We start from the raw sequence: 19403 nt of genomic DNA on the forward strand, positions 1-19403 counted from the left end.
GGGAACACGCGCCCTAGACTGGGCCGACATGAGTGAGCTCACCGTGATCGTGCTGGCCGCCGGTGGCGGCACCCGGATGAAGTCCAAGACTCCCAAGATGCTCCACCAGATCGCGGGCCGGAGTCTCGTGGGCCATGTGCTGGCCGCCGTCTCGGAGGCCGGGGCCTCCCGCGTCGTCGCGGTGGTGGGCCACCAGCGCGAGCTGGTCGAGCCCCACATCGCCGAGATCCTCCCCGAGGCCGTGATCGCGGTCCAGACCGAGCAGCTCGGCACTGCCCATGCCGTGCGGGTGGCGGTCGAGGCCGGCGCGGTCTCCGGTGGGACGGTGCTCGTCACCTATGGCGACACGCCGCTGCTGCGCGGTGAGTCCCTGCGCGCACTGGTGGCCGACCACGAGGCCGCCGGCCGGGCCGCCACGATCCTGAGCGGCATCGTGCCGGAGCCCTTCGGCTACGGCCGGATCCTGCGGGGTGACGCCGGGGTCAGCGGCATCGTCGAGGAGAAGGACGCGACCGACGAGGAGCGGGCGATCACCGAGATCAACTCGGGGATCATCGCCTTCGACGGGGCGTTCCTCGCCGGCGTACTGCCCCGGATCGGCAACGACAACGCCAAGAAGGAGTTCTACCTCACCGACGCGATCGCGCTGGCGGTCTCCGACGGGCTCGGGGTCGACGCGTTCGTCCTGGACGACGTCACCGAGGCCGAGGGCGCCAACGACCGGGCTCAGCTCGCCGCGCTCGGGAAGATCCTCAACGAGCGGATCGTCACCCGGTGGATGAAGGACGGGGTCACGGTGATGGACCCGGCCACGACCTGGATCGACGCCGACGTCGAGCTCGCCCCCGACGTCACCATCCTGCCCGGCACCCAGCTCATCGGTGCCACCCGGATCGACGAGGACGCGGTGGTCGGTCCCGACTGCACGCTGAAGGACACCGAGGTCGGCCACGGCGCCCGGGTGGTGCGTACGCAGGCAGAGCTCGCCGTCGTCGGACCCGGTGCCAACGTGGGGCCGTTCTCCTACCTGCGCCCGGGCACGGTCCTCGGTGAGGAAGGCAAGATCGGCGGGTTCGTCGAGGTCAAGAACTCTCGCATCGACGCGGGTGCGAAGGTGCCGCACCTGTCCTACGTCGGCGACGCGACGATCGGTGAGGGCACCAACATCGGGGCCGGCACGATCTTCGCCAACTACGACGGGGTCAACAAGCACAAGACCAAGATCGGACGCCACGTGAAGTCGGGATCGGGTGTGACCTTTGTCGCCCCGGTGGTCGTCGGAGACGGTGCTACGACCGGTGGCGAGGCCCTGATCCGGGAGGACGTCCCGCCCGGTGCGCTGGCCGTCTCCGCAGGTCAGCAGCGCAACATCGAGGGCTGGGCACTGGTGAAGAGGGCAGGCACGCCGCAGGCGGCGGCGGCCGAGGAGGCGCTCGATGCGGGCGTACCCATCCTCGGTGAACCCCCGGCGACCGGCGAGTAACCCCCGGGGTTGGGTCCGGCGGCGAAGTTGATGGAGAATCCAAGTGCAGTGACCCCGGGGGTAGGAGCCAGCACATGACCAAGCGCACCACCGAGAAGCAGTTGATGCTCTTCAGCGGCCGGGCTCACCCGGTCCTCGCCGAGGAGGTCGCCGACCTTCTGGGAACGAAGCTGACGCCGACCTCGGCCTACGACTTCGCCAACTCCGAGATCTACGTACGCTACGAGGAGTCGGTGCGCGGCTCGGACGCGTTCGTGATCCAGTCGCACACCGCGCCGATCAACCAGTGGCTCATGGAGCACCTGATCATGGTCGACGCGCTGAAGCGGGCCTCGGCCAAGCGGATCACCGTCGTGATGCCGTTCTGGGGCTACTCCCGCCAGGACAAGAAGCACCGCGGTCGCGAGCCGATCTCGGCCCGTCTGGTCGCCGACATGTTCAAGACCGCGGGTGCGGACCGGATCATCTCCGTCGACCTCCACGCCGACCAGCTCCAGGGCTACTTCGACGGCCCGGTCGACCACCTGATGGCGCTGCCGCTGCTGACCGACTACATCAAGGACAAGTACGGCAACCAGCCGCTCGCGGTCGTCTCTCCCGACGCCGGCCGGATCAAGGTCGCCGAGCGATGGGCCGCGCGGCTCGGTGGGGCGCCGCTGGCGTTCATCCACAAGACCCGCGACATCAACCGGCCCAACGAGACCGTCGCCAACCGTGTCGTCGGTGAGGTCAAGGACCGCATCTGCATCCTGACCGACGACATGATCGACACCGGTGGCACGATCGTGAAGGCCGCCGACGCGCTGATGGCCGACGGTGCGGCCGGCGTGATCATCTGCGCGACCCACGCGATCCTCTCCGACCCGGCCGTCGACCGGCTGAAGAACTCCACCGCCATCGAGGTCGTCATCACCAACACCCTCCCGGTGCCGGAGGAGAAGCAGTTCGACAAGCTCACCACGCTCTCCATCGCCCCGATGGTCGCGCGTGCGATCCGTGAGGTCTTCGAGGACGGCTCGGTGACCTCGATGTTCGACGGCCACGCCTGAGCCCGCTTCGTCCGTGGCCGGCGACTTCGAGCTGACGACCGACGAGCTCCGGGTCGTCGCCCGCTACGTCGCGGAGACCGCCGCCGAGGTCCTGCCGCTCTTCGAGGCGGCGGTGCCCGGCGACCCCCGCCCGCGTCTCGCGCTCGATGCGGCCTGGGAGTTCGTCGGTGGGGCGAGACGTACGAAGCTGCAGCGGGTCACCTCCCTGGACGCGCACCGCGCCGCGGCCGAGGCGCCGTCCGAGGAAGCCCGACTGGCGGCACGGAGCGCCGGGGACGCCGCCGCGGCCGCCTACCTGCATCCGCTCGCCGATGCCGCTCAGGTCGGTCACATCCTGCGTGCCGCCGCGAGCGTCGCGCGGATCGCGGAGATCGAGGCGTCGGGTGATCCCGAGTCCGCCGTGGCGTCCCTCGACCGTGCCGTCGAGCGGGCTGATCGCGTGCTGATCGATGTGCTCTCGCGCTACCCGGCCGTGCCGGTGGGCAGGAACCGTGTCGCCGAGCTGATGAGCTCCCTCGACCGTCGTCTTCGGGCGTCTCGCTGACCGTTTGCGCTCAGGGGGTGGCGAACCGGGCTGCGACCTCTCCCGAGAGGGCCGCATCGATCCTCGCCCGGAGCTCGGGGTGCATCTCGGGCAGTTCGTCCACGTGGAACCAGCCGACGTCGCTGGACTCGTCATCGGCGACATACGCCTCACCGGAGCGCCACGTGCAGCTGAACGTGAGGTCCATGTAGACCGCTCGGTCGCCGTTGGGATAGACCATCGGAGTCGTTGCGCCTGCTGACGCGAGCCGGTCGACCGAGATGTCCACCCCCGTCTCCTCCTTCGCCTCTCGTGCGGCTGCCGTCGCCGGCTGCTCGCCGGGATCGACGATTCCGGTGATCGGCGTCCAGCTGCCGTTGTCGGCTCGCCGCACCAGGAGGATCTCGTCGGCTCTGCGCACCACTGCCGTCACGCCGGGGAGCCAGAGCAGCTCCGTGCCGATCTTGCGGCGGAGGGCGACGATGAAGTCTGGGATCGGCATGGGGCCACTGTATTTGCATGGTGGTCGAGCTGGCGTGGCGTCTTCCCCACGCCGGTGTCGGACCCCACGCGCCGGAGCGGGGGACCTACCTCTTGGGCGGGGAAGTGTCCCAATGGTGGCGGAGCCCGGCGCCAGGGATCGCCGAAGACTGTCATCTCGACAGGCTCGATACATCGCTTTGACTCCGGGACTCGTCGAGAACACCCTCCGTAACGGATCCGCGGCCACCAGCTCTCAGCTGACCGTCCGCCCCGTCAGAACCTCTGGGTTCCGATCGAGCCACGCCTCCATCTCGTCCTCGCGCATCGCGGTCCACAGTTGGCGCCCCTTGCGGACATCGAGGTGGACCACGCTCTGCTTTCCTTCCCGTCCCAACCCGGCGACCGGGGCGGTGAAGAAGGTCAGGTCCTCAGAAGGCATCCGGGCGAGATCGAGGGCGAGGCCCCGGAGGTCGCCGCCGGAGAAGCCGGAGTCGACGGTGAGATGGCGGGTGATGATGTCGAGGAGGTCGTAGGCCTTCTTGGGGTCCTTCGGGTCGACGCTCTGCCGCAGGCCGCGCAGGATGGAGCGCAGGACGTACTGCTGGCGCTTCACCCGGTCGAGGTCGCCGCCGGGGAGGCCGTAGCGCTGGCGTACGTAGAGCAAGGCCTCCTCCCCGCTGAGCAGGTGCTTGCCCTTGGTCCAGGTGCGGTCGCGCGCGGAGTCGTGGACGGTCTCGGGGACATAGACCTCGACGCCGCCGAGGAGGTCGCCGATCTCCTCGAACCCGGCCCAGTCGACCCAGGCCACGTGGTCGATGCGTACGCCGGTGAGCTTCTCGACCGTCTGCACGCTGAGTCGCGGACCGCCCTGGGAGAAGGCGGCGTTGACCTTGGCCTTGCCGTGGCCGGGGATCCGCACCCACGCGTCTCGTGGGATGGAGACGACCGAGGCCGAGCGGCGGTCCGCGCTGAGATGGAGGAGCATCATCGTGTCGGCCCGCTGCTCACCGGGTGTCCACGACGCGGTGGCCTCGCTGCCGGTCGTCGCCTCGCCGCCGGTGCGCCCGTCGGTGCCGAGCAGCAGGATGTTCATCGCTCCCGCGGCCTCGCTCGCCGGCTCCGGACGCTCCTCGAGCCCGTCGAAGACGTCGACGGTCCGGACCTGGTCGTCGAGGCGGTGGGCGAGGTACCAGCCGGTGCCGGTGACGGCGCCGACGAGAACGACGAACGCGATCCCGACGCCGAGCCAGATGCGCGACTTCTTCATGGCCGTCCTCAGAGGTGGGGGTCGAGGGCGCCTAGAGGCTAGTGGTCGCTACTCCCGGTCATCGAAGTGGTCCTCCCAGGAACGCCGCAGGATGGTCGGTACGCCGTTGGCCAGGGCGGCCTGCAGCGCATCGATCTGGTCGGCGTCGAGAGCGATCCTCGGGAACGCACGGCCGACCTCGATGGCGAACGCCTGACCACGGGTGGCCAGCTTCGGCGCCTCGGCGAGATAGGCGGCGACGTAGGGGCGGAGCAGGTGGGCCTGCTCGGCGATCCACATCCCCGACGCCAGCGCATCGAAGCGGCGGTTGTCGACGCCGGGGGCGAGCATCGCCTCCCACGCGGCGTCCTTCGCGGCGGTCGACGGGCGCGCGGCGAGAGCGCGTAGCGCCCCGAGGTCTCCCTCGACGGTGCCGTCACGGTCACGCTCGGCGGCGATGAAGCGCGCGTCGGCCTCACCCAGCGAGGCGAGGCGCGCGACCGCCTCCCAGCGCGTGGTCGGCAGCAGCGTGATCCCGGTGGCGACCTTGTCGGCGTCGAGCCAGCCGCGCAGCATCCCGGCGTCGGCGCTGGTCGCGGCCAGGGCGGCTGCCCAGGCCAGGGCGCGCTGCTCGTCGTCACCGGACGCCGCCAGCCCCGCCGCGGCCGCGGCGGCGACCCGCGCCACCGCACCGGCCGCGCGCGAAGCAGGCACCCGCTGCGGGATCACCACGGACCTGGCCTCCGTGAGCACGCCCTCGATGATGTCCGCGCGGGGCTCCGCAGGCAGATGGGTCTCGACCAGGTCGAGGAAGTCGTCGGCCGAGAGGTCGCGCGAGCGCACCTGGAGAGCGGCGGAGGACCAGAGCACGGCGCGTACGAGCGGGTCCTCGATCCGGGACAGTCCGTCGGAGAGCGCCTTCTGGGACTCCTGGTCGAGCCGGAGGGCGGCGAAGGTCTCGCCGCCGGCGTTGGGCACGACCACGAGACCCGCGAACTCGGGCAGCGGCACCGGCTCGGCCTCGAGCTCGACCCGCTTGCGCCCGACGAGCCGGAGCGAGGAGTCGTAGGCCGCGACCGTGAACGCGTGCGGCCTGCTCCCCTCGCGCACCAGGACCGGTACGTCGCCCTCGCGCCGCACCGTCAGGATGTCGAAGCCGGGCTGCCGCAGCCAGGCGTCCACCCAGCCGCGTACGTCCTTCGACGAGGTCTCCGCGAGCGACTCGACGAAGTCGGCCAGGGTGGCGTTGGCGAAGCGGAAGCGGGTCAGATGACGGTTGACCCCGGCCATGAACTCCTCGTCGCCGAGCCAGAAGGCGAGCTGCACGAGGCAGGCTCCGCCCTTGGCGTAGGAGATCCCGTCGAAGATGGTGGCAGCGGTGTCCACATCGGGTACGTCGACGGCCAGCGGGGCCACCGGATGGGTCGAGCGGCGCGCGTCGGAGCGGTAGCCCCACGGCTTGCTCCGGATCTCCACCTCGACCCGCAGATCCGAGAACCCGGCACCCGCCTCCGCGACCCGATAGCCCATGTAGTCGGCGAAGGACTCCTGCAGCCAGGTGTCCTCCCACCAGGTCATCGTCATCGAGTCGCCGAACCACATGTGGGACATCTCGTGGGCGATGATCACCGCGCGGATCGCGCGCTGGGCATCGGTGATCGCGCCGCGCGGCAGCAGCTCGTCACGGTAGGTCACGCACCCGGGCATCTCCTGCGCACCCCAGTTGAGCCCGGGCACGAAGACCTGGTCGTAGGAGTCGAAGGGGTAGGGCTCGTCGATGAGGTCGGCGTAGTGGGCGTAGCACGCCTCGGTCGTACGCCGCAGCTCCTCCGCGTCCCGGTCGAGCTCGGTCGCCAGCGACCGCCGGGCGTGCCAGCCGAAGTCCAGCCCCTCCCCGGAATCGAGCACTGCCGACCAGCGCACCGAGTGCCACGGACCGGCCGCGACCACCAGCAGCGCCGGTGGGATCGGGGGAGTGGTCGCGAAGCCCCACTGCCCGGCCTCCTGCGAGACGACGGCCCCGTTGGCGAGAACGGTGTCGGCCGGGTCGGCGGTGACCGCGACCGAGAACGACGCCTTGAGATCGTTCTGGTCGAAGCAGGCGAAGACCTTCGAGGCGTTGTCCATGCCCAGGTAGGCCGACACGTAGCGCGACCCGTCGACCGGGTCGGTGAACGTGTGCATCCCGTCGCCGTCGGTCGTGTACGGCAGCGTCGCGGTCACCTCCACCTCGTTCACCGCCTCCTCGGACAGCGCGGTCAGGCTCACCCGCGCACCGTCGTACGCAGCCTCGACCGCCTCCCCGTTGACGACCAGCGACACCGAGTGCGCGCCCTTCAGATCCAGGAACGTCTCGGCGGCAGTGGACGCGAACCGGACGCGAGCGTGGCTCCGGAAGGTCTCGGGGCCGGTGAGGTCGAGATCGAGGTCATAGGAGAGAGAGCTGATCACGCCGGCCCGTGCGCGGGCCTCGTCGAGTGTGAGGGACACGACCTCCAACGTACGTCCTCGCAGGTCAGCACGCGCGCGCATTTCGCTGTGAGTGTGATCCGGGGATAGTCTGTGGCAGTTGCCTCGGCGAGGGAGCGCCTCGCGCTCCGTGATCGACAAGGTGGACGTCTCCTCAAAGGGACGCCGTGCCTTCGTCGCACGGCCTTCGTCGGACCTGCCGGGCGCCACTGACGTCAGCACCACTCATCGAGGAGTTCAACGCATGTCCAGCGAGAAGATCGTCGCCGAGAAGCGCACCGAGTTCGGCAAGGGTGCCGCTCGCCGCATCCGCCGTGAGAACAAGATCCCGGCGGTCGTCTACGGCCACGGCGCCGACCCGATCCACCTGACCCTGCCGGGCCACGCCACCATGATGGCGCTCAAGCACCACGGTGCCAACGCGCTGCTGGAGCTGGACATCGACGGCAAGACGCAGCTCGCCCTGACCAAGCAGGTCCAGGTCGACGACGTCCGCCGCGTCATCGAGCACGTCGACTTCGTCGCCGTCCGCGCGGGCGAGAAGGTCACCGTCGACATCGTCATCAACGTCGTGGGCGACGCCGCCTCCGGCACCATGGTCGTCACCGACGCCAACACCCTGACCGTCGAGGCCGAGGCCACCCACGTGCCGGAGAGCCTCGAGATCGACATCGAGGGCCTCGAGGCCGGCACCCAGATCCTCGCCGGTTCGGTCACCCTCCCGAAGGGCACCACCCTGGTCACCGACCCGGAGACCCTGGTCGTCAACATCACCGAGGCCCGCACCATCGAGGAGCCCGTCGCCGACGAGGCCGCCGAGGGCGAGGCCGCTGAGGCCGCCGAGGCTGAGGCCGCCGACGCCGAGTGACCTCGGACTCGATGACCGACGGCGTCTGGCTGGTCGTCGGCCTGGGCAACCCCGGGCCGACGTACGCCGGACACCGTCACAACATCGGCTACCTCGTCACCGACGAGCTGGCCAACCGGCTGGGCAGCAAGTGGCGTGCCCACAAGTCCGGCCGTGCTGACGTCGTGGAAGGGCGCCTCCGGGGTACGACCCCGGGGGTGCCCGGCCCACGCGTCGTCCTCGCACGTGCGAGGACCTACATGAACGAGTCCGGCGGACCGGTCAAGGCGCTCGCGACCTTCTACAAGGTCCAGCCCGACCACGTGATCGCCATCCACGACGAGCTCGACATCGCCTTCGACACGATGCGGGTCAAGCTGGGTGGCGGCGACAACGGCCACAACGGCCTCAAGTCGATGCGGTCCTCTCTCGGGACCGGCGACTTCCACCGGGTGCGCGTCGGCATCGGCCGCCCGCCCGGTCGCCAGGAGGTGCACGACTTCGTGCTCTCCAACTTCTCCACCACCGAGCGCAAGGTGCTGCCGTTCGTGGTCGACACGGCCGCCGACGCCATCGAGACGCTGATCACCGAGGGCCTGGAGAAGACCCAGCAGAAGTTCAACTCCTAGGGTCAACCCCGAGGCCGCAGATACCGGTCGTACGCCGCGACCGCGGCCAGCTGGGACCCGACCCCGAACTTCCGCAGGATCGACTTCACCTGGGTCCGCACCGTCGTCTGCGCCACCCCGAAGCGTTCCGCGATCTGGGCGACGGGCGCCCCGTCGTACAGCAGCTCGAGCACCTCGCGCTCGCGCACGGTCAGTGAGCTGACGAGCCGGCGCATCCTCTCCAGCCCGTCCCGCATCAGGTGCCACTGCGCGACCAGACCCTCGACCTCTGCGGGGGAGTGTCCCGCGCGACCCTCCGCGGCGTCGCGCAGCGATCCCTCGATCGTGTCCGAGTCGGCGTCGGCAGGCAGCACCTCGACCGCCCCGGCCTCGATCAGCGCACCCCACAGCCCACCGCGCGGAGCGGTGGTGAGCGCGACCCCCGGCAGACGTACGCCACGCACCAGCGCGCACACCCGGTCGAGCTGCGCCCAGTCCTCGATGTCGGTGACGACCAACCAGACCGCGGGGTCGCCCAGGAGGAGGGAGGCCGGGTCCGCGTCGGTGGCAGCGGTCGCCGTCACGATGATGCCGCGCTCGTCGAGCGTGACCCTCACCGCGTCAAGGGTCATCGTCTCGTCCGCGGAGACAGCCACCCTGAGTCGTACGGTCGTGCCTGCCATGTCCGGTGCGCCGTTCGGTCGTCTCGGGCCCTGCCAGATATCCCTGGGGGTATACCCATTCTGGTGGTCGGGAGGCCCGTATCGGGAACCTGTTCTACGATCCCCCAAGTTTGGGGATGACCTGGGACAACGCTTCCCGCACTGTAGATTGCGGACGCCCCCGAAAATCTATGACTCCTCAATTCTCGGTATTGGCCCGAAATGCGGTCGCGCGACGATAACGTGCTGATTACGTTTCCTTCAGCGAAGGATTCGGTCACAACATTCATATTGGGACGGCCCGACAAACTCGGGCTGGGGGAGCAGGGCCTGCACAAGGTCCGATCCGGGGACTCATACCTCACTGGCCGACCCGTCCTGGGGAGCAGTATGTCTACGTCCATTTTCAAGCGGATCAACTCGGGTTGGTTAACCACCGCGTACGCAACCACGACCGCCGTCTTCATCGGCGTCCAGAGTTTTCTCATCGCCGTCCTTCAAGGTCCCTGGGTCTCCTTCCACACCCACGGAGCACTCCTCTGGGTCCTTCTCACCACCATCGTCGTCGCCACGTCGCTGGCGGCGTCCGCGGGTCTCGTGCACGGTGCCGTACGCATCTACCGGCGCGTGTGCGCGGCGGAGGCGAAGGCGGCCGACGAGATCTACCTCGACCTGCTCAGCGCGCGGGAGACGCAGCGTCTCCAGCGGGCCCGGATGCACGAGGTGACCTCGACCCTCGCCGGCGTCCGCTCGGCCAGCGAGCTGCTGTGCAACTCCGAGACGCTCGACCCGGAGCGCCGGGTGGCGATGCTGACCATGATGGGCAGCGAGCTCAGGCGCCTGGAGCGCCTCGTCCGGGCCCACCGCGGCGGCGCCGACACGATGCCGGTCGACAACGGCGTGATCGATGTCGACGCGGTGATCCACAACCTCGCCCTGGCCCACGAGGCCAGCGGCACCACGGTCGTCCACCATCCCAGCAACGCGCTCGCCACCGGCAGCTCGGACGCGGCGGCGGAGATCGTCAACATTCTTCTCGACAACGCGGCCAAGCACGGCTCCGGCGCTGTCGAGGTCGTGGTCCGGCACGAGCCGGGCGAGTCCGGCCAGATGGTCGTCGTCGAGGTCTCCGACGACGGCCCCGGAGTCGCCCCCGAGGTTCGCGACCGGATCTTCGAGTGGGGCGTCCGTGGTCCGGACTCGGCCGGCCAGGGAATCGGGCTCAACGAAGCCCGCACCGTTGCCGAGCGGATGGGCGGCTCGCTCCGCCTCGCCGCCGGGGAACGCACGACCTTCGTGGTCACCCTTCCCAGTGCAGTGATCGAACGCTCCGAGATCGGGGCTGAGCAGGAAGGCGCCTCCGATGGCGTTGTCGCCGCGTAGCCAGTACCGAGTCGTCATCGTCGAGGACCACGTCCTCTTCGCCGAGTCGCTCGAGCTCGCCGTCTCGATGGAGGGATACGACGTACGCCGCATCCCGATGCCCAGCGAGCCCGTCTCCACCGCCACGATGGTCTCCGTCGTGCTCCGCAACAAGCCGAAGGTCGTGCTCCTCGATCTCGACCTGGGCCGCTACGGCGACGGGGTGCGCCTCATCGAGCCGCTCGCCAAGGCCGGCGTCGACGTGGTCGTGGTGACCGGGGCGATCGAGGAGGCGCGCTGGGGGCAGGCGCTGCGCAACGGCGCCCGCACGGTGCTGTCCAAGTCGCGCCCGCTCGGAGAGATCCTGGGCACCGTACGGCGGCTCTACCAGGGCGCCTGCGTGCTCGCGGTCAGCGACCGCGAGCGGCTGATCCGGATCTGGTTCGAGCGCCAGCACGAGGTCGCCGAGCTGAGCCGCCGCATCGAGCTGCTCACCAAGCGTGAGTCGCAGGTGCTCGGTCACCTGATGCTCGGCCGCACCGTCCACGAGATCGCCGTCATCGGTGTCGTCTCCGAGGCGACCGTGCGTACGCAGGTGAAGTCCATCCTCGCCAAGCTCCAGGTCACCTCCCAGATCGCGGCGGTCGGTCTCGCTCACCGCCTCGGCTGGCGCTCGCCCCAGTCGCTGGAGTGAGTCGACTGGTCTGGACCAGTGGGTTCCGGTTCCCTCATTTGGTCTAACCGGACCCCCATCGGCCCCCACCGACCGCCTTCGTCCCGCATTGTTCTGGCATGAAGTAGCGTCCGGGCGCCCAGCACCATGGGGGAGATGAATGACGATAGAGCTGGCGTCGGTGGAGACAGTAGTCCCGCTCGACATCAACCGCCGGAGGGTGTCCGCCAAGGCACCCTCCCTTCGGTTGCAGGCCTCGATGCTCGACGGGCTCGCATTGATGGTCCTGGCGCCGCTTCTCGTGGGACAGGAGATCGCCCACGCGCTCGTGTGGGGGCTGGTCTGGGGTCTGGCCACCAGGATCACCGCGCCGAAGATCCTGCCCGGTGCCGAGCGCCTGCGGGCGACGGTCTCGGGGGTCTTCAAGGCGTTCATGGCGATGAGCATGGCGACCTGGCTGCTGGGTGCGGTGGTCGAGCTGCCGCAGGCCCAGCTGGTCGTGCAGACGATCCTGGGTCTGGTGACCGCGCTCGCGTTCCGGGTGGTGGGCTACATCTTCAGCTCGCGGCCACGCAACCCGCTGCGGGTCGTCGTGGTGGAGGCGGCTCATGACCACGGCCCGATCCCGGAGTGGACCCACCGGCTCAGCGGCGGCCTGATGGAGGCCGCGGCGGTCTGCCGCGCCGACGGGCTCTCCGGCGCGATCGCCTCGGTCGCCCCCGACGCCGTGCTGGTCGTTCCCGGGCCCGACCTCGCCGGCCGCGAGATCCAGCGGCTGGCCTGGACGAGCGAGTCCTTCGGGCTCCCGCTGCTGGTCAGCACCCGGATGCAGGACGTGACCCCGCAGCGTACGTCCTCGATGAGGCTCGGCTCGATGACCCTTCTCTACGTCGACGAGGCCCTGCGAGCCCGGCTGACCCGGGTCGCCAAGTACGTGTGGGAGTGGCTGGCCGCGGTGGCCGCCGCGACCGTGCTGCTCCCGGTCTTCCTGACCATGGCGGTCGTGATCAAGCTCGACTCACCGGGGCCGGTCTTCTTCCGGCAGGTGCGGGTGGGCCGCAACGGCAAGCAGTTCCGGATCTGGAAGTTCCGCACCATGGTCGTCGACGCGGAGTCGCTGCTGCGCACGCTCGACCACCGCCCTGGACACGTGCTCTTCAAGCTTCGCGCCGACCCGCGGGTGACCCGGGTGGGGCGGGTGCTGCGGAAGTACTCCCTCGACGAGCTGCCCCAGCTGTTCAACATCGTCCTGGGCCAGATGTCGCTGGTGGGGCCGAGGCCTGGACTGCCGAGCGAGGTGGCCATGTACGATCGGGACTCTCATCGCCGACTCGCAGTTGCTCCCGGTCTGACCGGGCTGTGGCAGGTCTCGGGGCGTTCGGATCTTTCCTGGGAGGACACGGTCCGGCTCGACCTGGACTATGTCGACAACTGGACACTTCTGCGGGACTTCGGGATCGTCGTTCGTACGGTAAAAGCCGTTGTGCGTGGCTCTGGCGCCTACTAGTGAGTGTCCCCTAAACTCCCTGGCCGTTGTGTGAGCAACCCAACACGAATGAACAACTGGATCCTCGACGGGAACGTCCCCCATGCAAACCTCCCCCCACCCCAAGATTGCCGGCCGATATGAGCTGCACCGCCTGATCGGGCGAGGCGGTATGGGCGAGGTATGGCAGGCCATGGACCTCACCCTGCAGCGCTGGGTCGCGGTCAAGGTCGTGAGGACGTCGGCCGACCCGACCATGATCGAGCGGTTCCGTCGCGAGTCGCTCTCGACCGCGGCCGCCAGCCACCCCGGGACCGTGCAGGTGCACGACGCCGGGATCGAGCGCACCGGCAACGGGCCGATGGCCTTCCTCGTCATGGAGCTCCTGACCGGTCCCGACCTCGGCGAACGCCTGCGCTCGCACGGCCCGCTGATCGCCCGGGAGGCCGGCGAGGTCATCGTCCAGGCCGCGCGGACGCTCGCCGCCGTCCACGGCCAGGGGATCGTCCACCGCGACATCAAGCCCTCCAACCTCGTCTACGACAGCGACCGCCGGATCAGGATCGTCGACTTCGGGATCGCTCAGCTCGCCCGGCTGGGCGACCAGCGGCTGACCTCCACCCACGACGTCGTCGGGAGCCTCGGCTACCTCTCTCCCGAGCGCGGCTCAGGTGGTGAGGTCGGGCCGGCGAGCGACATCTACTCGCTGGGCTGTGTCTTCTACGAGATGCTCACCGGCCGCACCCCCTACTCCGGCGGTGCCCCGGCGACGATGGTCTACCAGCACGCCACCGCGCCGATCCCGCGGGTCAGCAGCATGGTCCAGGTGCCGGGGATCATCGACGACCTGGTCGCGATGATGATGGCCAAGGAGCCCCAGCAGCGGCCGAGCGCGCAGGACGTCGTCGCGGTGCTCACCGGCTCCGGTCCGTTGCCGGTCTTCGACGCGCAGGTGCCCCGGCAGCGCGCGACGCACGCGTCCGGTCCGATCAGCACATCCGGTGCCTTCAAGGCGTACGCCGGCAGCGGCTCGTTCCCGGCCGCGGCCGCCACCGGGTCGACCGGTGGGTTCTCCACGATCGGCGCGAGCGGTCCGATCCCGACCGGCGGGGCGCGGGCGGCAGAGCGGCCCGGTGCTGGCCGCCGGGCGGTGAGCATCCTGCTGGCGATCGCCCTGCTCGGTGTGGCCGTCGGCGGCTGGGCGACGTTCGCCGCCTTCCAGAACGCCTCGGAGACGGGCCGGGCGGCCGCGCTCAGCGAGTCGCTCCCGGAGACCATCGAGCTCGCCGTCGACGTGATCTTCGAGCGGGACGCGCTGCAGCCGGTCGCGCAGGCGCCGGTCAACGTACGCTCCACCTACCTGCACACCACCGACATCGCGGTCGAGGAGTGGCAGACCGCGTCGGCCGAGATCGACGTCGACGGCGACGCCGAGCTGCGCACGCTCCATCACGACATCACCGAGGTGCTCGCCGACTTCGAGCTCTACCGGACCGAGATGCAGGAGGGTGACAAGGCCAGCCAGGACGCCGCCCGCGAGGTCTACACGGGCCTGGCCAGCAACCTGCTGATGCTCGCCGCGCAGCTGCCGGAGCTCGAGGACGACGAGACCGCCGACCAGATCCGCAACCTCAGCAACCTGACCGCGGCGGCGGAGGCCTTCAGCATCGAGCGCGAGCTCATGGTCGTGGCGCTGTCCGAGAACGAGATCGACACCAAGTCGGTCAAGGACCTCACCGACGCCGAGGCGGCGTGGGTGAAGGCGTCCTCGGCGTTCTACTCGGGAGCCTCGCCCGAGCTGCAGGCCGAGCTCGACCGGGTCTCCGACGGCACCTTCGACAAAGGCTCGGGCGCGATGATGGTGCAGCGTACGGTCCGCGACGTCGCCGCCAAGGGCAGCATCGAGGGGGTCGCCAAGGAGATGCGGGCCGCGTCGAAGGGGGAGCCGATCGTACGCACCTGGTCCGACGGCGCCGTGGAATACATCCAGGGCCTTCGCGAGGTCATCCTGAAGTCGACCGAGACCATGGCCGACGCGGTCACCGACGAGCACGAGCGCGCCAAGACCGGGCTGATCCTGCGTGCGGTGCTCACCGGAGTGGCGCTGGTCGCCGCGATCGGGCTCGGCTTGGGGCTGTATCGGGCTCAGTATCGGTCCGGTCGCAGGTCTCGCTAGAGTGCCGCGGGTGACCTTTGATGCGCCCACGCCCGAGATCCTCGCCTCCGACCACCTGCTGGCCGCCTGGCTGGCCGAGACCGCCGGTCGCCGACTGCTCGAGGTGCGCGCCACCTCCGGCCTCGAGGGCAAGGAGCTCAAGGACGCCGGCGACCTGGCCGCCCACGAGCTGCTGATGAAGCTCGTCGCCGAGTACCGTCCCGAGGACGGGGTCCTGTCCGAGGAGGGCAAGGACTCCAAGGAGCGGCTCACCAAGGACCGCGTCTGGATCATCGACCCGCTCGACGGCACCCGGGAGTTCTCCGAGCCGCCGCGCGACGACTGGGCCGTGCACGTCGCCCTGTGGGGCTCCTCCAACGGTGGTGAGCTGATCGCCGGTGCGGTCGCTCAGCCGGCGCTCGCGGACGCGTCCGTGCAGAGCACCTTCCACACCGGCGCGGCCCCGCTCGTGCCGCCCTCGACCTCGCCCCGTCCCCGGATCGCCGTCTCCCGCAGCCGCCCGCCGGCGTTCGTCGAGGCGCTGGCGGAGGAGCTCGGCGCCGAGCTCGTGCCGATGGGATCGGCCGGCGTGAAGATGATGTCGGTCGTGCGCGACATCTCCGATGCGTACGTCCACGCGGGTGGGCAGTACGAGTGGGACTCCGCCGCTCCCGTGGCCGTCGCCGCCGCGGCCGGGCTGTTCACCTCGCGCATCGACGGGTCGCCGCTGCGCTACAACCAGGACGACGTCTACCTGCCTGATGTGATCGTGTGCCGGCCTGAGCTTTCCGAGCAGATTCTCTCGTTCATCAAGCGGCACGGGGTGGAGTGACGCGGCTCCGGCCGTCTTGGTTTCGCCGCGGTTCGCGACTGTGTTTTCGTCGGCTGTGGGCCGCCGACCCGTTCTCGAGTGTTTCTCGACCTGGCCCGGAGTAAAGGACGGCCTTCGGCCGCCGGCTACGCCGGTCGCCTTCGGCGATCCTTGACACCGGACCATGTCGAGAAAGATTTGGCTGGCTATCGGGGCGGCGGCCCGGGTGTGGCCGAGGGGTCATCGCTCCTCGGGAGGTGGGCGCTCCACGGTGAACGAAAATTCATTCACCCCGGTATGCCGAACGAATTTTCATTCGCCCCCCGCCACCGACCGCCCCACGGCGATCTCGGAGTGAACGAACATTCATTCACCCCTCAGACCCCAAGCCCCTCCCCAACCCAGATAGCCGCGCCAAACCCCTGCCGCCGACCCGATAGCCAGCCAAAATTCTCGCCGACGGCCGGTGTCAAGGACCGCGAAGCGGCCGGCGAAGCCGGCGGCCGAAGGCCGTCCTTTACTCCGGACGGCGGCGAGAACACCCTCCGTAACGGGTCGGCGGCAGACACCAACCCCAAAACACACCAACCCGCCGACGCGCAAGAACAAAGTCAGCGCCGCACAAGAAGCTCAGCCGCCGAGCAGCAGCTCCTCGAGCGCCTCCAGACTCTGCCGCGCGTACCCGTTCCACATCCACCCGAACACAGGCATCGCGAACGAGGCGGCAGACGAGGTGGGAGTGACGTCCCAGGACCAGGTGACCCGGGTGCCGGTGCCGGCGGGGGCGAAGGACCAGCGGCCGGCGACGTGGCCGACCAGGAGCTTGAGGGGGCCCGAGAGGGGCGTGATCTCGTAGGAGAACGACGTGGGGGCGTCGACGGCGGTCAGGGTCTCGCGCATCGTGGCGCCGTCGGAGAGGACGATCGTGCGGGTCTCGCCGACGGAGTCCCAGCCGCCGGCCTGGTCGCGGACCTCGGCGATCGGGCCGATCGCGGCGTACCGGCGGCCGAAGATCTGCGGCAGCGGAGCCGGGAGGACGCGGGCGAGGGCGGTCTCGTAGGCGACCGGGATCGCTCGGGAGGACTCGAGGTGCAGCGCTTCAAGGTGCTGGGTCATGACTACGAGCATGGCAGTAGCGTGAGCGGCGTGGTTGAGCAGATCGAGATCCAGACCCCCGACGGCACCGCCGAGGCCTACCTCGCCCGGCCCGAGAGCGCACCGAAGGGTGGCGTGCTCGTCTACATGGACGCCATCGGCCTGCGGCCGCGGCTGGCCGAGATGATCGAGCGGGTCGCGTCCTGGGGCTATGTCGTGCTCGCACCCAACGTGTTCTACCGCGACGGCAGCGTGGCCGAGCTGGCGCCGACCGCCGACCTCCGCGACCCGGCGGCGCGGGACGCGTTCTTCGCGAACGGTGCGATGGCCCGGGTGCGGGGGCTCACCGTGGCTCGGCTGGCGGGCGACATCCCGGCGTACGTCCAGAAGCTCCAGACGTACGTCACCGGCCCGCTGGGGACGCACGGCTACTGCATGGGAGCGCGGATCGCGGTGCGGACCGCGGGGCGGTTCCCCGATGAGTTCGTCGCGGTCGGCGGGTTCCACGGCGGCGGGCTGGTGACCGCGGACGAGGCCTCGCCGCACACCTGCATCGCCGGGACGAGGGCGGAGTACTACTTCGGGCATGCCGACCACGACCGCTCGATGACGCCGGAGAACGTCGCCGACCTCGGCCGGGCGCTCGACGACGCCGGGGTGACCTACACCAACCTCATCTACCCCGACGCCCCGCACGGCTACACGATGGCGGACACCTCGTCCTACCAGGAGGCGGGGACGCATCGGCACTTCACCGACCTCGAGCTCCTCTACGCCCGTACGATGGCCTGATGGCGAAACCGGTGCTGGTCGTGATGGGTGTCTCGGGTTCGGGGAAGTCGACCATCGGCGCGGCGATCGCGGGCAGGCTGCGGGTGCCGTTCGAGGATGCCGACGACCTGCATCCGCCGGCGAACATCGAGAAGATGACCGCCGGGATCGCGCTCGACGACGATGACCGCTTCCCCTGGCTGGAGGCCGTGGGGGAGTGGCTCGCCGCCCATGAGGAGCGCGGCGGCGTGATGAGCTGCTCGGCGCTGAAGCGGAAGTACCGGGATCAGCTCCGCCGCCACAGCGCCGGAGTGACCTTCCTCCACCTGGAGGGCACCCGCGAGGTGATCGCGAGGCGCCAGGCGAGCCGGCCCGGCCACTTCATGCCGGCCTCGCTCCTGGACAGCCAGTTCCGCACGCTCGAGCCGCTCGAGCCGGACGAGGCCGGGTTCGTCATCGACGTCGATCAGCCGGTCGACGCGATCGTCGAGGAGTACGCACGCCGCATCGGTGCCTAGCGCCGAGAGGCGGCCGACACGCGCCCATCTCGGGTTAGGCGTTGCGTGCCGGCCGCGGCCACACCCGGGTGAGGGACCAGCGGGCGGGCCCACTTTCGACGGTAACTCACGATCCCCCGGCACAACAGGGGGTTCGCGGCTATCGCTGCAGGTCAGAGCGTAAAAAGACGTCCGGCACCTCGGACGCTTTCGAGGTGAACTCCGGGGCCCGCTTCTCCAGGAACGCAGCGACTCCCTCCTTGCCGTCGCCGACCGAGGCGTAGAACATCGCCAGCGAGTCGCTCAGGTGCGCCTCGAGCGGGTGCCGGGCGGAGGCGTTGCGGGTGATCAGCTGGCGTACGAGCGCGGTGCCGACCGGCGACCGGTTCTGGGTGAACCGCCGGGCCAGTTCGAAGGCGGCGGGCAGGAGCTCGTCGGGTAGGTGGATGCTGCGGACCAGGCCGCCGTCGAGCGCCTGGTCGGGGTCGAGGATCTCTGCGGTGTAGAGCCACTCCAGGGCCCGCGGCACGCCCACCACGCGCGGCAGGAAGTAGGACGAGCAGGCCTCGGGCACGATGCCGAGCTTGCCGAAGACGAAGCCGATCTTCGCCTTGGAGGAGGCCAGCCGCGCGTCCATCGCGCACAGCATGGTGGCTCCGATCCCGACCGCCGGGCCGTTGACCGCGGCGATCACCGGCTTGGGGAGCGCGTGGATGGCGAGGGTGACCTTGCCGCCGGTGTCGCGTACGCCCTCGGCGTACTCGGGGTGCTTGGCCGGGTCGGCCAGGTGCTCGGCGAGCTTCTCGGGCGTCGGGTGCAGCGACTCGTCGAGGCCGAAGACGTTGCCCTCGGCCGAGAGGTCCATGCCCGCGCAGAAGGCCCGCCCCGCACCGGTCACGATCACCGCGCGCACCTCGTCGGCCATCGCGTCGGTGGTGAACACCTCCTCCAGCTCGCGCGCCATCGTCACCGTGAACGAGTTGAGTGCGTCCGGTCGGTTGAGGGTCAGGAGCGCGATGCCGTCGGCGTCCACGTCGAAAGTCAGGGTCTCGTAAGCCATGGGTCACAGTCTGCACCGGTGGTCGAGCTTGTCGAGACCCCCTGCCCGTGGATTGGTTCTTTCGGCCGCGGACGGGTCGGGTTCACCTACTGTCGAAAGTCGGTACAGCCCGAGCAGGGCGGC

The 19403-nt window shown here is 69.8% G+C and carries 18 protein-coding genes; 12 read left to right on the forward strand and 6 right to left on the reverse strand.

What is annotated here, in order from left to right; all coding sequences use genetic code 11:
- Positions 1 to 28 precede the first annotated feature (28 nt).
- The 3 genes from glmU to OG984_RS26045 all read left to right on the forward strand — a co-directional run bounded on the left by glmU (position 29) and on the right by OG984_RS26045 (position 3076).
- The gene (glmU, locus tag OG984_RS26035; protein WP_328529003.1) at positions 29 to 1483 is read left to right on the forward strand and encodes a bifunctional UDP-N-acetylglucosamine diphosphorylase/glucosamine-1-phosphate N-acetyltransferase GlmU; all 1455 of its coding nucleotides are present in this window, start codon (positions 29 to 31) and stop codon (positions 1481 to 1483) included.
- Between the two features lie 74 nt (positions 1484 to 1557).
- Positions 1558 to 2532 (forward strand): ribose-phosphate diphosphokinase, encoded by a 975-nt coding sequence (locus OG984_RS26040; RefSeq protein WP_328529004.1) that lies wholly within the window; start codon positions 1558 to 1560, stop codon positions 2530 to 2532.
- 13 nt (positions 2533 to 2545) lie between these two features.
- Positions 2546 to 3076, forward strand: a complete 531-nt coding sequence (locus OG984_RS26045) for a putative immunity protein (RefSeq protein WP_328529005.1) — start codon at positions 2546 to 2548, stop codon at positions 3074 to 3076.
- A 10-nt stretch (positions 3077 to 3086) separates the two neighbouring features.
- Here OG984_RS26045 and OG984_RS26050 read toward each other — a convergent pair whose 3' ends face one another.
- From OG984_RS26050 to pepN, 3 genes are all read right to left on the reverse strand, one after another.
- Positions 3087 to 3557, reverse strand: a complete 471-nt coding sequence (locus tag OG984_RS26050) for an NUDIX hydrolase (RefSeq protein WP_328529006.1) — start codon at positions 3555 to 3557, stop codon at positions 3087 to 3089.
- 234 nt (positions 3558 to 3791) lie between these two features.
- Positions 3792 to 4805: an LCP family protein gene (locus tag OG984_RS26055; protein WP_328529007.1), complete on the reverse strand. Its 1014-nt coding sequence runs from the start codon at positions 4803 to 4805 to the stop codon at positions 3792 to 3794.
- Between the two features lie 48 nt (positions 4806 to 4853).
- The gene (gene pepN, locus OG984_RS26060; RefSeq protein WP_328529008.1) at positions 4854 to 7274 is read right to left on the reverse strand and encodes an aminopeptidase N; all 2421 of its coding nucleotides are present in this window, start codon (positions 7272 to 7274) and stop codon (positions 4854 to 4856) included.
- A gap of 223 nt (positions 7275 to 7497) precedes the next feature.
- Between pepN and OG984_RS26065 the strand changes: the two genes are divergently transcribed.
- Both OG984_RS26065 and pth read left to right on the forward strand, forming a co-directional pair.
- Positions 7498 to 8121 carry a 50S ribosomal protein L25/general stress protein Ctc gene (locus OG984_RS26065; RefSeq protein ID WP_328529009.1) on the forward strand — a complete coding sequence of 208 codons (624 nt, stop codon included), beginning with the start codon at positions 7498 to 7500 and terminating at the stop codon, positions 8119 to 8121.
- A gap of 11 nt (positions 8122 to 8132) precedes the next feature.
- Positions 8133 to 8729 (forward strand): aminoacyl-tRNA hydrolase, encoded by a 597-nt coding sequence (pth, locus tag OG984_RS26070; RefSeq protein ID WP_328529010.1) that lies wholly within the window; start codon positions 8133 to 8135, stop codon positions 8727 to 8729.
- Between the two features lie 2 nt (positions 8730 to 8731).
- On the opposite strand, the gene OG984_RS26075 is transcribed toward pth, so the two are convergent.
- Positions 8732 to 9391 carry a helix-turn-helix transcriptional regulator gene (locus OG984_RS26075; RefSeq protein WP_328529011.1) on the reverse strand — a complete coding sequence of 220 codons (660 nt, stop codon included), beginning with the start codon at positions 9389 to 9391 and terminating at the stop codon, positions 8732 to 8734.
- A gap of 369 nt (positions 9392 to 9760) precedes the next feature.
- On the opposite strand from OG984_RS26075, the gene OG984_RS26080 reads away from it, so the two are divergent.
- The 5 genes from OG984_RS26080 (at position 9761) to OG984_RS26100 (ending at position 15878) form a co-directional block, all read left to right on the forward strand.
- The gene (locus tag OG984_RS26080) at positions 9761 to 10753 is read left to right on the forward strand and encodes a sensor histidine kinase (protein WP_328529012.1); all 993 of its coding nucleotides are present in this window, start codon (positions 9761 to 9763) and stop codon (positions 10751 to 10753) included.
- Positions 10734 to 11426, forward strand: coding sequence for a response regulator (locus tag OG984_RS26085; protein WP_008361195.1), 693 nt, complete (start codon positions 10734 to 10736; stop codon positions 11424 to 11426). Before OG984_RS26080 ends, OG984_RS26085 begins: the two co-directional genes overlap by 20 nt.
- Positions 11427 to 11565: 139 nt before the next feature.
- On the forward strand, positions 11566 to 12912 hold the full coding sequence (locus OG984_RS26090; protein ID WP_328529013.1) for an exopolysaccharide biosynthesis polyprenyl glycosylphosphotransferase: 1347 nt from the start codon (positions 11566 to 11568) through the stop codon (positions 12910 to 12912).
- 82 nt (positions 12913 to 12994) lie between these two features.
- On the forward strand, positions 12995 to 15067 hold the full coding sequence (locus OG984_RS26095) for a protein kinase domain-containing protein (protein ID WP_328529014.1): 2073 nt from the start codon (positions 12995 to 12997) through the stop codon (positions 15065 to 15067).
- Between the two features lie 10 nt (positions 15068 to 15077).
- On the forward strand, positions 15078 to 15878 hold the full coding sequence (locus OG984_RS26100) for a 3'(2'),5'-bisphosphate nucleotidase CysQ (RefSeq protein WP_328529015.1): 801 nt from the start codon (positions 15078 to 15080) through the stop codon (positions 15876 to 15878).
- Between the two features lie 609 nt (positions 15879 to 16487).
- Here the strand turns inward: OG984_RS26100 and OG984_RS26105 are convergent.
- Entirely contained in the window at positions 16488 to 16973 is a 486-nt protein-coding gene (locus tag OG984_RS26105; protein ID WP_328529016.1) for an SRPBCC family protein, read from the reverse strand.
- 30 nt (positions 16974 to 17003) lie between these two features.
- On the opposite strand from OG984_RS26105, the gene OG984_RS26110 reads away from it, so the two are divergent.
- Positions 17004 to 17744 (forward strand): dienelactone hydrolase family protein, encoded by a 741-nt coding sequence (locus OG984_RS26110; protein ID WP_328529017.1) that lies wholly within the window; start codon positions 17004 to 17006, stop codon positions 17742 to 17744.
- Positions 17744 to 18241, forward strand: a complete 498-nt coding sequence (locus OG984_RS26115) for a gluconokinase (protein WP_328529018.1) — start codon at positions 17744 to 17746, stop codon at positions 18239 to 18241. The genes OG984_RS26110 and OG984_RS26115 overlap by 1 nt, the downstream gene beginning before the upstream one ends.
- A gap of 139 nt (positions 18242 to 18380) precedes the next feature.
- Here OG984_RS26115 and OG984_RS26120 read toward each other — a convergent pair whose 3' ends face one another.
- Positions 18381 to 19280: a crotonase/enoyl-CoA hydratase family protein gene (locus tag OG984_RS26120; RefSeq protein ID WP_328529019.1), complete on the reverse strand. Its 900-nt coding sequence runs from the start codon at positions 19278 to 19280 to the stop codon at positions 18381 to 18383.
- Between the last annotated feature and the right edge of the window lie 123 nt (positions 19281 to 19403).

The organism is Nocardioides sp. NBC_00368, from assembly GCF_036090055.1.
Classification (GTDB): domain Bacteria; phylum Actinomycetota; class Actinomycetes; order Propionibacteriales; family Nocardioidaceae; genus Nocardioides.